This window comes from Phaeovulum sp. W22_SRMD_FR3, from assembly GCF_052113705.1.
In the GTDB taxonomy this organism is placed as follows: domain Bacteria; phylum Pseudomonadota; class Alphaproteobacteria; order Rhodobacterales; family Rhodobacteraceae; genus JBGQOG01.
In genome coordinates this window covers 1-15,364 of record NZ_JBGQOG010000017.1, presented here as the reverse complement: position 1 = coordinate 15,364, position 15,364 = coordinate 1, and the positions used below count along the sequence as shown (strand labels likewise).

The 15,364-nt window shown below is 64.0% G+C and carries 14 protein-coding genes; 4 read left to right on the top strand and 10 right to left on the bottom strand.

Going from position 1 to position 15,364, the window contains the following annotated elements:
- Positions 1–4: 4 nt before the first annotated feature.
- From ACEN2S_RS17750 to ACEN2S_RS17735, 4 genes are read left to right on the top strand one after another with little or no spacing between them, the layout of a single operon-like run.
- Positions 5–472, top strand: a complete 468-nt coding sequence (locus ACEN2S_RS17750; RefSeq protein ID WP_441868452.1) for a chemotaxis protein CheW — start codon at positions 5–7, stop codon at positions 470–472.
- Positions 469–1,353 carry a CheR family methyltransferase gene (locus tag ACEN2S_RS17745; RefSeq protein WP_441868450.1) on the top strand — a complete coding sequence of 295 codons (885 nt, stop codon included), beginning with the start codon at positions 469–471 and terminating at the stop codon, positions 1,351–1,353. Before ACEN2S_RS17750 ends, ACEN2S_RS17745 begins: the two co-directional genes overlap by 4 nt.
- Positions 1,344–1,730 (top strand): response regulator, encoded by a 387-nt coding sequence (locus tag ACEN2S_RS17740; RefSeq protein WP_441868447.1) that lies wholly within the window; start codon positions 1,344–1,346, stop codon positions 1,728–1,730. Before ACEN2S_RS17745 ends, ACEN2S_RS17740 begins: the two co-directional genes overlap by 10 nt.
- Positions 1,730–2,122, top strand: a complete 393-nt coding sequence (locus ACEN2S_RS17735; RefSeq protein WP_441868444.1) for a hypothetical protein — start codon at positions 1,730–1,732, stop codon at positions 2,120–2,122. Before ACEN2S_RS17740 ends, ACEN2S_RS17735 begins: the two co-directional genes overlap by 1 nt.
- 185 nt (positions 2,123–2,307) lie before the next feature.
- Here ACEN2S_RS17735 and ACEN2S_RS17730 read toward each other — a convergent pair whose 3' ends face one another.
- The 10 genes from ACEN2S_RS17730 to ACEN2S_RS17685 form a co-directional block, all read right to left on the bottom strand.
- Complete coding sequence (locus ACEN2S_RS17730; RefSeq protein WP_441868441.1) at positions 2,308–2,814, bottom strand: GNAT family N-acetyltransferase; 507 nt, start codon at positions 2,812–2,814, stop codon at positions 2,308–2,310.
- 263 nt (positions 2,815–3,077) lie between these two features.
- Entirely contained in the window at positions 3,078–3,461 is a 384-nt protein-coding gene (locus tag ACEN2S_RS17725; RefSeq protein ID WP_441868438.1) for a chemotaxis protein CheD, read from the bottom strand.
- 149 nt (positions 3,462–3,610) lie between these two features.
- On the bottom strand, positions 3,611–4,657 hold the full coding sequence (locus ACEN2S_RS17720) for a protein-glutamate methylesterase/protein-glutamine glutaminase (protein WP_441868435.1): 1,047 nt from the start codon (positions 4,655–4,657) through the stop codon (positions 3,611–3,613).
- Between the two features lie 51 nt (positions 4,658–4,708).
- The gene (locus tag ACEN2S_RS17715) at positions 4,709–7,882 is read right to left on the bottom strand and encodes a methyl-accepting chemotaxis protein (RefSeq protein WP_441868432.1); all 3,174 of its coding nucleotides are present in this window, start codon (positions 7,880–7,882) and stop codon (positions 4,709–4,711) included.
- A 117-nt stretch (positions 7,883–7,999) separates the two neighbouring features.
- Positions 8,000–8,767: a squalene/phytoene synthase family protein gene (locus ACEN2S_RS17710; RefSeq protein ID WP_441868429.1), complete on the bottom strand. Its 768-nt coding sequence runs from the start codon at positions 8,765–8,767 to the stop codon at positions 8,000–8,002.
- Complete coding sequence (gene cimA / locus ACEN2S_RS17705) at positions 8,764–10,401, bottom strand: citramalate synthase (protein WP_441868426.1); 1,638 nt, start codon at positions 10,399–10,401, stop codon at positions 8,764–8,766. The genes ACEN2S_RS17710 and cimA overlap by 4 nt, the downstream gene beginning before the upstream one ends.
- Positions 10,398–11,813, bottom strand: a complete 1,416-nt coding sequence (gene cysS / locus ACEN2S_RS17700) for a cysteine--tRNA ligase (RefSeq protein WP_441868423.1) — start codon at positions 11,811–11,813, stop codon at positions 10,398–10,400. The genes cimA and cysS overlap by 4 nt, the downstream gene beginning before the upstream one ends.
- Before the next feature lie 321 nt (positions 11,814–12,134).
- A complete protein-coding gene (locus tag ACEN2S_RS17695) occupies positions 12,135–13,211 on the bottom strand; it encodes an ABC transporter ATP-binding protein (protein ID WP_441868690.1) in 1,077 nt (358 codons plus the stop codon).
- A gap of 14 nt (positions 13,212–13,225) precedes the next feature.
- Positions 13,226–14,032, bottom strand: a complete 807-nt coding sequence (locus tag ACEN2S_RS17690; protein WP_441868420.1) for an ABC transporter permease — start codon at positions 14,030–14,032, stop codon at positions 13,226–13,228.
- A 10-nt stretch (positions 14,033–14,042) separates the two neighbouring features.
- Complete coding sequence (locus ACEN2S_RS17685; RefSeq protein ID WP_441868417.1) at positions 14,043–14,870, bottom strand: ABC transporter permease; 828 nt, start codon at positions 14,868–14,870, stop codon at positions 14,043–14,045.
- Between the last annotated feature and the right edge of the window lie 494 nt (positions 14,871–15,364).

The following is a 15,364-nucleotide window of genomic DNA, read 5'->3' as shown; positions in this document are numbered from 1 at the left end:
CCAGATGACCAATCATACAAACCAGCAAAACACCGGCGATGTGGAACTCTTGTCCTTCCGTCTGGCCGAGCAGGAATACAGCGTCGACATCATGTCGGTCCGCGAGATCCGCGGCTGGACCCGCGCGACGCCGCTGCCGCACAGCCCGGCGCATGTGCGCGGCGTGATCAACCTGCGCGGCACCGTGCTGCCGGTGGTGGACCTGTCCACCCGCCTCGGCATGGCCCCGGTGGAGGGGGATGCGCGCAACGTCATCATCGTGGTGCAGGTGGGCAGCCAGTCGGCGGGCCTGCTGGTGGATGCGGTTTCCGACATCCTCGCCCTGCCCCGCGCCGAGTTGCAGACCCCGCCGGAACTGGCAGCAGACACCGCCCATAGCTTCATCTCGGCACTGACCATCGTGGAAGGCCGCATGATCCGCGTCCTCGACCTTTCGGCCGTGCTGCCCGACGACAACGCAGAGGCAGCATGAGCCAGCAATTCTCCCTGTCCAATGGCGCGGCCCCCCCGACCGATGCGGAAATGCGGCTGATTGCGCGCATCCTGCACGACGCGGCGGGTATCGTCATCGCGCCGGGCAAGGGCAGCATGGTTCAATCGCGCCTGGCCAAACGGCTGCGCGCGCTGGGCCTGCCGAGCTACGAAAGCTATCTCGACCTTGTTCAGTCCGATGAAGGTGCCGCCGAAAAGCGCGAGATGATCTCGGCCCTGACCACCAATGTGACGCATTTCTTTCGGGAATCGCATCACTTTGACCTGTTGCGCGACAAGATCCTGCCGCCCCTCGTGGCGCGGGCGAAAGCGGGTGGCAAGGTGCGGATCTGGTCCGCAGGCTGCTCGATCGGGCAAGAGGCCTATTCGATCGCCATGGTGCTGGCCGAACTGGTGCCGGACCCCAATGCGCTCGACATCAAGATCCTGTGCACCGACATCGACCCGGTGGTGACCGCCAAGGGCCGCGCCGCGATCTATGAAACCTCGAATGCCGACAGCATTCCGGCGGAGCTGCGCCGCAAGTATATTGAGAACGTCCCCCAAGGGATTCGCGTCGTCGAACCCCTGCGGCGTCTGATGACGTTCAACGAGCTGAACCTGCACGCGGCCTGGCCGATGAAGGGCAAGTTTGACGTGATCTTCTGCCGCAATGTGGTGATCTATTTCGACCCGCCCGCCCAAGCCAAACTCTGGCAACGGTTCGGCGCGGCGCTGGCCCCCGAGGGCTGGCTCATGGTCGGGCATTCGGAACGCGTGCCCACCGACGACAAATCCGGCTTCATGACCGCCGGGATTACCGCCTACCGTCATGCCAGTGCTGGCATGCCCCCCAAAGCAGGAGAGAAGACATGGCATTGAGAGACCAGATCCGGATCATGGTGGTCGATGACATGTCGACCAGCCGTGGTCTGATCACCCAAGCCCTCGACTCGATGGGGATCCGTCAGGTGGGCATCGCTTCCGACGGGCCCGGTGCGCTGGGCGCGATTGAAAAGACCCCGGTTCACCTGGTGATCTCGGATTACAACATGCCGGGCATGGATGGGCTGCAGCTGCTGCACTCGCTGCGGACCAATCCCAAGACCAAGGGTCTGGGGTTCATCCTGATCACCGGGCGCGCGGACAAGGAAATCATCGACACCGGGCGCAAGCTGGGCATGAACAACTTCCTCAAGAAGCCGTTCACCCCGCAGGAACTGCGTGCCTGTATCGAAGCCGTTGTGGGGAGACTCTGATGGGCTATTCGGCTGCCGCCTCGATCGTACCGGACCGCCGCGACCTGCCGCTGGACGCCCTGGCAGCCCGCATCGCCGATGAGCTGGACACCCTGGCCGAACTGTCGGCGCAGGTGCAGGCATCGCTGTCGCAATGTCATTTCGCCGATCACACGCCTGCCTCGGCGGTGCGTGGCCTGCAAGGGATCGACCGGATCACCCAGGCGCTCGAAGATCTCGGCCGGCTGATGGCGGCGGTCTCGGGCGAGATGCCCGACAACGTCAAGCTGCATGCGGTGCCGATCCTGTCCAGACTGCGCCTGCATGAGCTGGTGACCAACCTTGATCCCCTGAACCCGCGGCGTGGGGAAAAGGTTGAGCCGGAGCCGGATGGCGACATCCAATGGTTCTGAATCACTGCCACCGGTGCATGACATCGCCCGGCCCCCGTTGTAACAAGTATCAGATCTGAAACGCGGCCCTCCCCCCGAGGCGCCGCGTTTTTTGCCCCCTGGCCAGGGCCGCGCTCAGGCGGGCAGCCCTCGGCCCGGCTCCCGCGGATCCGGGCGGGGGGCTGACTGCGGCCCGCCGCCGCCACTCAGCCCGCCGCACCCGCCCCCGGCGCCGCCGCCTCTGAGCCCCGGGGCACAGCACGGCGCAAGGTGAGCGAGGTGGGCCGGTCAAACCCCGGATGCGCCGTGGCCGCCACCTGCACGAACCCCATCCGCTGAAACGCCGCAAGATTTTCGGTGAGCTCCACCCGCACCTGCAGCTCCAGCTGCGGCAGGCCAAGCGCACGTGCCCGCGTCTCGGCCTGCGCCACCAGAATCCGCGCCAGACCCAGCTTGCGCGCCGCGGCCGCCACGGCCAGCTTCCCCAGATACAGCGCATCGCCCTTGGGGGTGAGAAACAGGCAGGCCTGCACCGGTGCACCGATCGCCCAAACCTCGCCCGCCCGGCAGTGCTGCGCGACATCATCCAGCGTCAGCCGGTGCATCGACGAAGGCGGGTCGATCCGCGCGTCCATATAGGCAAAGCTCTCGCGGATCAGCGCCAGTATCTCTGGCAGATCGGCGTCTTCGGCGGTCATGCGGCGGGGAATCATCCGGTGCTCCTGCGGTATTCCCTGAAACCTGACGCGGCGACGGTTCGGTGACAAGCGATGCGCGGCACGCCCGGAGACCGGACAGCAAGAAGCGTCACGCCGAAACGCCCGCAACCGGATGCGGAATTTTGACGCCTCGCCTCCGGCCCGGCGGCGGCGCCTCAAACCCGCTTTCCCGGGTCGCGACAGCGCGTCACCCCGGCATGACATGCAAAAAGGGCCCCCGAAACCGGGGGCCTTTATCGTCTCGCCACAGGCCGTGATCAGAAGAGTTCGACCTCGTTGCCGGATTTGACGACGGGCGGCTTTTCGACGATGGCCTGTACCGTCTCGCCCAAAAGCTTTTGGCGCGCGCGCCCGTCGGCGGGCCAGAACTCGACCCGGCGCGCCTGGGTACCGCCCAGACTTTGGCCGGTGCAGGTGATCCCCTCCTCGCGCAGAAAGCCCAGCACGAAGGTGGCGTTTTTCGCCCCCACATCCGAGAGCCCCGCGATCATCCGCGCGCCGCCAAAAACCTTGGCATGCAGATTGTTGCGCGACGCGCCTTGCTTGATCATGGCGTTGATCAGCAATTCCATCGCGTTGACCCCGAAACTCGCGGCCTGAATCCCCACATTGCTTCCCTCGGGCAGCAAAAAGTGGTTCATCCCGCCGACGCGGGCCTTCGGGTCATAAATGCAGGTCGCGACACATGATCCGAGGATCGTCGAGATCGGCGATTCCGTTCCGTCTCCAATGGCATATTCCCCTTGCGAAATATGCCGCGGTCGCCCCGGGCGAGATGCAAAATCTGAGCTCAAGCCTGTATCCTTTGAGGTTGTGCGATGCCGGGCTTGCCAGTCATCGCCAGGATTTCCTTTGCGATACGGCCGAGCGGGACCAGTTTCTCCGCTCCGCCGTTTTCAAACGCCGCTTTGGGCATACCAAACACAACCGAACTTGCTTCGTCCTGCGCGATGCAGCGGGCACCGGCCCGGCGCATCTGCAGCATCCCTTCCGCCCCGTCACGCCCCATCCCGGTGAGCATCACCGCCACCGAGCGCGCCGCAATCCCGACCGCCGATTCCATCAGCACATCGACCGAGGGGCGGTGGCCCGAACGCTTTTCACCCTCGAACAACCGGCAGGTCGGCACCGTGCCGCAATTGACCGCGAGGTGATGATCCCCACCGGGCGCGAGGTAGACATGCCCCTGCTCCAGCGGGGCGCCGTGGCGCGCCAGCTCAATCTTCGGCGCAATGCGCGCATCCAGACGGTGCGCGAAACTGGCCAGAAACCCGGCGGGCATGTGCTGGGTGATCAGTGTCGGCGGGCAATCGGCGGGGTATTCCGCCAGCACGGTTTCCAGCGCATCGACGCCGCCGGTGGACGATCCGATGAACACACAGCGGCCGTTCCAGTTGAAGCCGGAGGCCGGTTTTGTCACCTGCCGGTCATTTTGCGTGCGCACCCGCGCCCCGGCCGCCATCAGCAGGATCTCGGGCAAGTTCACAAAGCCCGAGGGCAGTTTGTCCGCGGCGGGCTTGCCCACGCATTCCACCGCCCCGAGCGACAAAGCTTCCAGCGCGGCCGAGCTGCCCTTATGCGTCTCGGTCGAGATCATCACCACCGGCATCGGCCGCAGGCGCATGAGTTTCTCCAGGAATTCCAAGCCGTTCATCCGCGGCATCTCGACATCGAGTGTCAGGACATCCGGCGACAGGGTCTTGATCATTTCCCGCGCCTGATACGGATCAGCCGCCTCCCCGACGACCTCCAGACGCGGGTCTTCGCTGATCCGCGCCCGGATCAGTTTCCGGATCGTTGTTGAGTCGTCCACAATCAAAACTCGAGTCCTGGCCATGTGAGACCCTCTCCCTAATAATCACATCACTTGTGCCCAACGGGGCGGAATTCAGAAATCGACCCAATCGTCGCCGCTGGCGTCACTGGTGTGTTTGACAGCCAGATTGCCCTGCGTGCTGGGCGGCGGCGCCACCCGGCGCGAGGAAAAGCCCGGCGCAGCGGTGGTCGCGGCAGCGCCGGTCCGGGCGGGTGTGGTCACCGGCCGGGCGGGCGTCGCAGCCGTTGCGGGCGTCGCAGCCGTGGTCACCGGCGCCCGGCGTGCCGCCGTTGCAGGGGCTGCGGCAGGCGCCGATCCGATGCGGAACTGCGAGGTGGTCTCGGTCAGGCTTTGCGCGCCGCGCGTCAGCGAATGGCTGGCTGCCGTGGTCTGCTCGAACATCGCGGCGTTTTGCTGGGTCACCTGATCCAGCTGGTTCACCGCCACGTTGATCTCGGCCAGGCCCGAGCTCTGCTCAGTCGCCGCCCCCGCAATCAGCGAGACACGGGCGGCAATGTCGATCACCGAGCTGAGGATCCCCTCCAGCGCCACCCCGGTTTCCCCCACGAGCGACACACCGCGCCGCACATGATTGCCGGATTCCGAGATCAGCCCGTCAATCTCCCGCGCCGCCTCCGAAGAGCGCTGCGCCAACGCCCGCACTTCCGAGGCCACCACCGCAAAGCCACGGCCCGCCTCGCCCGCACGCGCGGCCTCAACCCCGGCGTTCAGCGCCAGAAGGTTGGTCTGGAACGCGATATCGTCGATCACACTGATGATCTTCGAGATCTTGGCCGAGGAGCTTTCAATCTCGCCCATCGCGGCCACGGCCTGTTTCACCACCTCGCCCGAAACCTCGGCGCTCGAGCGCGCCTCGGTCACCACGCGGTTGGCATCCTTGGCGCCTTCCGCCGCAGAGGTCACCGAAGAGGTCAGCTGATCCAGCGCCGCCGCGGTTTGCTCCAGCGTTGCGGCCTGCTGTTCGGTCCGGCGGCTCAGGTCCTCCGCCGCATTCGAGATTTCACGCGCCTCGCCTTCAATCGATCCCGCATTCTCGATCACGATCGACATCGCCTGCCGCAGATTGTCCGCGGCGCTGTTGAAGTCAGCGCGCAGCTGTTCGTATTCGGCGCGGAAATTGGTCTCGATCCGGGTGGTCAGATCGCCCGCCGACAGGTTTTGCAGGCCGACGCGCAGCGAATCCACCACCACGTTCTGCGCCTTGACCATCTCGGCCCGCTCCGCTTCCGCGGCACGCAGGCGGCTTTGCGCTTCGGTGACATCCACCGCCATCAGCACCATCCGCACCAGCGTGCCGTTGCGGTCCAGCACCGGGTTCAGCGACCCTTCAACGAGCACCTCACGCCCTTTGCCATCCCGCAGCGCAAAGCGCCCGGTGATCGGTTCGCGCGCACCGGCGGCCAACTGGACGGAATGCTCCCGGCCATCGGCTTCGATCTGCGCCAGAATCTCATTGATCGACTTTTGCGCCATCTCCGCCGGGCTGGTGCCGAGGCAGGTCACCGCATTGGCATTGATCTTGTTCAGAGCCCCCGTGGCGCTGAACTCCACCATCAGCTGATGGGCATCAATCGCCCCGAGCAGCGCCCGGTTCATCATCTCTGCCGTGATGTCGCGCCACTCCACCACGAGGCCGATGCGGCCGCGTTCGGCCTGCTGCACCTCATTGACCTCGACCGAGAAACGGCCATCGCCGATGCGCAGTTCAGCCTGGAACGGCAAGCGCGCCGGATCCGAGATGATCGCGTTGATCCGCGCCGCCTGCGTGTGGAACACGTCAATGTTGCGGCCGATCAGGGCATCGGGGTCAATCTCGGCGTTGATCTTGCGGAAATCGGCAATGCGGTTGCGGATCAGATCGCGCACCGCGCCGTTGACATAGGTAATGTTGAAATCATTGTCGGTCATCATCAGGGCTGCGGACGACCCCTCGAAGGCGGCGCCTTTCAGCGCACCCTCTTCGGCCACGGCTTCGCCCTTGATCAGCTCACCGCGGAAGGATTCCAGCGCGCGGGCCATTTGCCCCACCTCATCGCCCCGGGTGCTGTAGGGGACGGAGGCGCTCAGATCCTTGCCGGCGATACGGTCCATCGCGGCGCGCAGCAGGGTCAGCGGGCGGGCGATGTTGCGGGCCAGGAACCACGAGATCGCGACCATCAATACCAGCAACATGCCCGCGTTCATCATCATCTTTTTCGCCAGCGCCACCGCGGGGCCGAACAGTTCACCCTGCCCCTGCTCGACCACCAGCGCCAGATCGCGCTGCAGCAGATGCACCGGGCGGTAGGCCAGCCGCGAGGGCATGCCATTGGCGCCCAACTCATCGGTGGTGCCGGTCTCGCCTTTCAGCGCGGCGTCCACGGCCTGCGAGTTCATTTTGAGCGACAGCACCGTCGGCGTCGGCGACAGCCGCAGGTTGGACATGATCAGATGGTCGCTGCCGACCAGATAGCCCTGGCCGGTCTGGCCCAGGCCCGAGGGGTTGCCCATCGCGGCATCGATCCGGTCGAGCGGGATCTGGATGGCATAGACGCCCTGAATGTCGCCATTGGTCGCGCGCACCGGCGCGGCGATGAATGCCGCAGGCGCGCCGTTCGACGGGGCGTAATTGCGCAGATCCGAGACGATCGGCGTGTCATCCGTTGCGGCAAGCGCCTGACGAACCACATCCCCCAGCGGGGTATCCTTGTACTCCCCCGTCAGCAGATTGCTGCCGAAATCCGCCTCTTTCGCCATCGTGTAGAGGACGTTGCCCGCAGTATCGATGAGGAATACGTCGTAATAGCCCTTTTGCTGCGCGGCGGTCACATAGGAATTGTGATAGCGGCGGTGCTGGATCGAATAATCGGTGATGTCCCCGGCAAATTCCAGCAGCTGGCGCTGGCCCACAGGGTTCGGGTTCTCGTCGACATAGAGTTTGCGCACATAGCCGCTCGGGTCTTCGCCAAGCCGTTTCCAGGCGGAGGAAAACTCGCGCAACCCGCGCGAGGTGGCCTGGCTGGCCGCCTCTGCCCGCACATCCCCGATCAGCGCTTCCTGCCAGGTCACCAACTGATCGGCGCGCGACTCGAGCGTGCCGTTCAAACGGTTGTTGCCTTCGACATCGAGGAGCGCGCGCGCATCGCGGTAGGCCTGAAACCCCATGATCGTCATCGCCGTCATGGCCACACCGACCATCATCAGGGGCAATTTCAGCGTCAGTTTGCGATTGTCGATAAATTTCATCGATACGTCTCCGTTCGCCACCGCCGATGCAGGGCACACTCATCCGAAAAAGCCCCAAAGCGGACCCATTCGGATGAACCTGAACGAAAGACCTGAAGATTCGTTTAAGCGCCGCGCCTACCAGCGCGCAAAAAATGCAAGTTGCAATAGCGTGATCCGCCGCGAAAATTCGGAGAGCTGCAGGCCCCCCTCGGCCACCAGCGCCGGGGCCGCCGCCGCCTGCCGCAACAATCCCCGCGCCTGCCAGCCGGCAAAAAGCGCAGGCGCCGCCATCGCCGGAACCGCGCTGCGCGACGCCCGTGCGCGTGCAACCCGCGCCAATCCCCGCCGCGCCAGCTCTGCCACCGCCGCCGGGCGGCCGTCCACCAGCGGATAGCGCCCGCGGGCTTCCAGCGCGGGCACCGCCGTCAGCCAGCCCGCCAGACCTGCGCCCCAGGCCAGATCGCGCACCACAGGCTCGGCGCTCTGCGGCGCGCCGAGGAGTTTGGCCGCCGCCCACATCAGATGGCCCGAGGTGGCATCCAGATGCGCGTCAAACGCCGCCTGATCCTCAAAAGGTTCCGCCCAGCAATCCCAGCGCCGCGCCTCTGCCGCCGCCGCCAGCAGGCGGCAATCGAGGCCCTGTTCCGCCAGATCCGCCAGTTCCGGCGCGACCCCCGCCACCCGGCGGCCCGCCGCCAGCCCCTCCAGCGCATCGACCCACCATTGCAGCCGCATCTCGGCCACCATCGGTTCGGCGCTGGCCCAGGGCGCGCGCGCCAGTTCCAGATTGAGCGCATAGATCGGCCAGAGCTGCGCGCGCGCCGCCGGGGCCGCCGCCATCGTCGCCAGAAAGCGGACCGGATCGCCCGCCTCCACCTTTTGCGCCAGATCCGCGAGGCTCACTTTTTGTCTCCACCGGCGGGCTGCGCGCCATCGCGCACCAGCTTCCAGATCATCGCATCCAGCAATGCCTCAAAGCTCGCATCCACGATGTTCGGCGAGACGCCCACGGTCGACCAGCGCCGCCCCTGCCCGTCCTCGCTGTCGATGATGACCCGCGTCACCGCCTCGGTGCCGCCTTGCGTGATCCGCACCTTGAAATCCACCAGTTTCAGATCGTCGATGAACCCCTGATAGGGCCCGAGATCCTTGGCCAGTGCCTTGGAGAGCGCATTGACCGGCCCGCGGTCGCCGCCCGCCTCATCCATGCTCTCCGAGACCGAAAGCATCTTTTCGCCGCCGATCTTCACCACCACCACCGCTTCCGACAGGGTGATCATCTGATCGTATTTGTTCTTGCGCCGCTCCACCGTCACCCGGTAGCGCTTGACCTCAAAGAATTCCGGCAACAGCCCGAGCGCCCGCCGCGCCACCAGCTCAAAGCTCGCCTGCGCGCCGTCATAGGCATAGCCCTGATCCTCGCGCGCCTTGATCTCATCGAGAATCCCGGCCAGGCGCGGATCTTTCGGGTCGACCTCAATCCCCGCCTGCGCCAGCCGCGCGCGCAGGTTCGACTGCCCCGCCTGATTGGACATCGGGATGATACGGGCATTGCCGACGCGCGACGGCTCAATATGCTCATAGGTGGCGGGATCTTTCAGGATCGCGCTGGCATGCAGGCCCGCCTTATGCGCGAAGGCCGAAGCCCCCACATAGGGCGCCGCGCGCAGAGGCACCCGGTTCAGAATATCATCGAGCATCCGGCTGATCCGGGTGATGCCCGGCAGCTTTTCCACCGCAATCCCGGTGTCATAGGCGCTGACATAGGGTTCTTTCAGCAAGAGCGTCGGGATCAGGGTGATCAGATTGGCATTGCCACAGCGCTCGCCCAACCCGTTCAGCGTGCCCTGAATCTGCCGCACCCCGGCATCCACCGCCGCCAGCGAACAGGCCACCGCCTGCCCGGTATCATCATGCGTGTGAATGCCCAGCCGGTCGCCGGGGATGCCCGAAGCAATCACCGCCCGCACCGTCTCGCCGACCTCGGCGGGCAGCGTGCCGCCATTGGTATCGCAGAGCACGATCCAGCGCGCCCCGGCATCATAGGCCGCGCGGAGACATTCCAGCGCATAGGCGGGATTGGCGCGGTAGCCGTCAAAGAAATGCTCGGCGTCAAACAGCGCCTCGCGCCCCAACGCCACAATATGCGCCACGGATGCCGCGATATTCTCAACATTTTCCGGCAGGCTGACGCCGAGGGCGGTCGTCACATGATATTCATGCGTCTTGCCCACGAGACAGACCGCCGGGGTGCCCGCATTGATCACCGCCGCCAGCACATCATCATTCGCGGCCGACCGCCCGGCGCGTTTGGTCATCCCGAACGCGGTAAAGGTCGCGCGTGTCTCGGGCCGCACCTCAAAGAAATCGCTGTCGGTCGGATTGGCCCCCGGCCAGCCGCCCTCGATGTAATCAATCCCCAGATCATCCAGCGCCTGGGTGATCTGCAGCTTTTCGGGCACCGAGAATTGCACGCCTTGCGTTTGCTGACCGTCGCGCAGCGTGGTGTCATAAAGATAGAGGCGCTCGCGGCTCATTTCAGCGCCTCCAGCTTGGTGGCATCAATGTCTTTTGTGACGAGAACCTCTGGACCTTGCGGCGTCGCCTTCAATTCAGCACCAAGAGCGGTCAGCGCAGCCTTAAGAAGGTCCGCTTCAACGAACAGCTTGTCTTTACGCAATTGGCTCCATTTCGCTGCAATTGCATCCAAAGCGTCAAAATAGGGAAAGAAATCCACAGGGCCAATAATAAAAGCGAACTGCTTCCTCTCGAAGCGCCGCGACACTGCCCAATCACCCATGTGATCTTCCAGGAGGCCCAACATTGCCGCCGAAGCCTTCAGCCCCGCCAGATCCCCGGCGCCTGCCAATTCGTGCAGCGCCGCAATCGCGCCCGCCGTGTTCAGATCATCACCAAGCGCCGCGATCACCGCGGGCGCCGGGCTTGCCGCGGGCTCGATGCCCGCGACAAGACCACGCCACTTGCGCAAGGTGGCCTCGGCCTGCGCCGCCTTTTCCGCCGTCCAGTCCATCGGCCGCCCGTAATGCGTGCCGAGATAGACCAGCCGGATCACCTCGCCCGGATAACCCTGATCCAGCAAATCCCGCACGGTGAAGAAATTGCCCAAGGACTTGGACATCTTCTTCCCCTCCACCTGCAACATCTCATTATGCAGCCAGAAATTCGCAAAGCCCGCGCCGGGATGCGCGCAGCAACTCTGCGCGATCTCATTCTCGTGGTGCGGGAATTGCAGATCGATCCCGCCCGCATGAATATCAAAGGCCGCGCCCAGGAGTTCATAGGACATCGCCGAGCATTCGATGTGCCAGCCCGGCCGCCCATAGCCCCAGGGGCTGTCCCAACCCGGCACCCCGGCCTCTGACGGCTTCCAGAGCACGAAATCCATCGGATCACGCTTATAGGGTGCCACCTCAACCCGCGCCCCGGCAATCATATCATCGACCGAGCGCCCCGACAGCGCGCCATATTCGGGATACGACCGCACATCAAACAGCACATGCCCCTCGGCGGCATAGGCATGCCCGCGCGCGATCAGCCCCTCGATCATTTCGATCATCGCGCCAATGTAATCCGTGGCCCGCGGCTCATGATCCGGGCGCAGCGCACCCAGAGCATCCATATCGGCATGATACCAGCCGATCGTCTCTTCGGTGATGTTGCGGATATCCCGCCCCGTCTCCGCCGCCCGCGCGTTGATCTTGTCATCCACATCGGTGAAATTGCGCACATAGGTCACATGTTCCGCACCATATTCATGGCGCAACAACCGGTAGAGCACATCAAACACCACCACCGGCCGCGCATTGCCGATATGGGCGCGGTCATAGACCGTCGGCCCGCAGAGATACATCCGCACATTCTGCGCATCAATTGGCGTGAACGCCTCTTTCTTGCGGGACTTGGTGTTGTGCAAACGAATGTTGGTCATGTCAGATCCTCTCCGCGGGCATCCCGGCGGCGGGTCTATCAGGTTCATCCGGTTTTGCAAAACGAAGGAACGGCCCGCCTGACGAATGTCAGCAGGTAATGCAAATGGTGCAGATGGCGGCCGTTGTGTTCATGGCGCGGAAGCTAGCCGAGCCCGCGCGCGCTGACAAGCACCTTCGCCAGGCCCGTCGCCGGAGCGGGGGCCAGCCCCCGCACCCCCGGGATATTTGAAACGAAGCAAAACCTGAGGCATTGCTTCGTTTCAAATATCCTCGGGGGGTGAGGCCGCAAGGCCGAGGGGGGCAGACGGCCCCCCTTCTGCTCAGCGGAATAGCACCAGCGCGCCCGCCGACCAGGCGACACGGGTGCGGGTGCCAATATCGAGGACCGGGCGGCCGAAGACATTGCGCATCGAGATGCGGACCGGGCTGTCCACACCATCGAGCTTCACATCGTAATAGGTCATATCGCCATAGTAGACGACCTCTTCAATGGTGCCGCTGGTTTCGCGGTCGCTGGCGGTCTGCCCTTCATAAAGGATGGTCAAGGTTTCCGGGCGAAAGCCAACCGCGACCGCGCCGCCTGTCACCGCCCCGGGGGCCTGCTCAGCGGTGATCTCCACTGCACCAAGACCGGCCACCTGCAACTGGAACCCTTCGGCAAGTTCAGCCGTGATGCTGGCGGGTAGGAAATTCATCACCCCGATGAACTCCGCCACCTGCCGCGAGTTCGGGCGGCGGTAGAGGGTTTCGGGATCGGCCAATTGCGCGATCTGCCCCTCGAACATCACCGCGATCCGGTCCGACATCACCAGCGCCTCTTCCTGGTCATGCGTCACCAGCACGAAGGTGATCCCCACCTGCCGTTGCAGCCGGATCAGTTCCACCTGCATCTGCTCGCGCATCTTCTTGTCCAGCGCCGAGAGCGGCTCATCGAGCAAAAGCACCTTGGGCTTCAGGATCAGCGCCCGCGCCAACGCCACCCGTTGCCGCTGCCCGCCCGACAGCGCATGTGCCGCACGCGCGCCGTAGCCCTTGAGCCCCACCATTTCGAGGGCTTCCGCCACCGCCTGCGCCTTCTCTGCCGCCGTGCGCGGATCGCGCCGCAGGCCAAAGCCCACATTCTCCGCCACCGTCAGATGCGGGAAAATCGCATAGGACTGGAACACCATATTGGTGGGCCGCTTGTTGGCCGGCACATCGGCCATTTCCTTGCCGTCGATCAGCACGACGCCCGAGGAAATCCCCTCGAACCCGGCAATCGTGCGCAACAAGGTCGTCTTGCCACACCCCGACGGGCCGAGCAGCGAAAAGAACTCCCCCGCCCGGATCTCGGCGGTGATCCCGCGCAGGGCGTGATAGTCGCCGTAGTATTTCTGAACGTCGCGGAATTCGATCATCGTGGAGCGGGTGTTCACAGGAAGCCTCCGGAATCCTTGGCGCCGGTTTTCGCGATGCCGCGGCGGCGGAAATATTCAGCAATCGTCAGCAGCACGACCGACAACAGGACAAGACAGGTTCCCAGCGCCATGATCATCGGGATCTGCTTGGGGAACCGCAATTGCGAGAAGATATAGGTGGGCAGCGTCGGTTCATTCCCCGCAAGGAAGAAGGCGATGATGAATTCGTCGAGCGAGATCGTGAAGGAAATCAGCAGGGACGAGATGATGCCCGGCATCACCAAGGGCAGGATGATCAGGCGGAACGTCGACCATTTCCCCTCGCCCAGATCATAGGCCGCCTCCTCCAGACTCCGGTCAAGCGCACCGAATGCCGTGTTCAGGATCGCAATCGAATAGGGCGTGCAGATCAGCACATGGCCCAGAATGACGGTGAAGATCGTCAGCTTGACGCCCATCCCGAGCAGCACCACCAACAGGCTGACCGAGACGATGATCTCGGGCAGCACCAGCGGCAGCATGATCAGCCCGATGATCGGGCCTTTGCCCGGAAAGCTGAACCGGGTCGAGGCGCGGGCGGCGAAAATGCCAAAGGCAGTGGCAAAGATCGCCGAGGAAACCGCGATGATCATTGAGTTTTTCACCGCTGTCCCGAGGGTGGGGTTTGACCACATCTCCTCAAACCAATGGGTGGTGAAACCCTTGAGCGGAAAGGCGATGATGGTGCCGTCATTGAAAGCAAAAATCGGCAGCAAGAGGATCGGCGCGTAGAGAAACAGCAGATAGGCCAGCGCATAGATCCGCAACACGGGGAATTTCATGGCTCAGCCCTCACTTCTGGCCGCGCAGGAAGCGCCGGTTGAGGAACAGGAAAATCAGGCTGATGATGGTGACCAGCACCATCGCCGAGACGGCCACCGCCGAGCCCATCGGCTTGTTGTCCAGATCCAGCATCCGGGCCTGAATGACATTGGCGATCATCGGGATCTTGCCGCCGCCGATCAGCTGCGGTGTCACGTAATCGCCGATGGTCGGGATAAAGACGATCAGCACCGAGGCCACCACACCCGGCATCGCCAAAGGCAGCGTCACCCGGCAGAACGTGCGGAATTTCGACTCGCCCAGATCAAGCCCCGCCTCCAGCAGCGAGCGGTCGATCTTTTCCAGCGCGACAAAGATCGGCAGGATCGCAAAGGGCGCATAGGCATGCGCCAGCGTCAGCACGATGGAATTGACGTTATAGAGGATGAAGGTCAGCGGCTGCTCGATGATCCCCAGCGCCTTCAGCCCCGAATTGATCACCCCGTTATACCCGAGGATCACCTTCCACAGGAAAACCCGGATCAGATAGGAGGTCCAGAAAGGGATGGTGATCAGGAAGAGCCAACGTGCTTTCATCGAGGAGGAGACGTGAAAGGACACGTAATAGGCGATCGGAAAGGCCAGCAGCACCGTCACCAGCGTCACCAGCCCCGAGATCATCAGACTGCGCAACATGATCGAGCGGAACACCGGATCGCCCCAGGTGTCGATATAGTTCTCCAAGGTAAATTCGTGGATGACGGTCAGATAGCCATCCTTGAAAAACGAATAGGCGATGATCGTGACAAGCGGCGCCGCCAACATCAGCAGCGCATAAACCGCTGTCGGACTGACCATGGCCAACCCGCTGAATGCTTCGGATCGGGTGAAACGCCTCCAACCGCTGCGATCTGCCATCCACTGTCCCCCGTTCGCCGCAAATCTCTGTCTGCGCAAGGGCAGGTTTGCACGGGAAAAACGCCGTGAAAAGGGGGCGTGAAGCGCTGACGTCAGGACGGGGGCGGAAATTCAAAGCAAACGCTCAAATTTTTGGCGCCAGTCTCGCCCGGCGGCGCCAACGCCCGTCCCACGACACCAGCCATCCGCCGCGCGCACGGGTAACCTTGCGACAGGGGGGCTGTCTGCCCCCCACGGCCTCTGGCCTCCCCCCGAGGATATTTCACCCGAAGCAAAACCTTGCACCTTGCTTCGTCGCAAATATCCCGGGGGTGGGGGGGGTGGGCCCCACCTTCCCCCCCCCCCCCAAGCAAACCACCAGGAAGACTGTTTCACAACCCCACCCAAACCCTCCACCCCCTCTCCTCCCCCCCCCCCCCACCCCCCCCCAAACC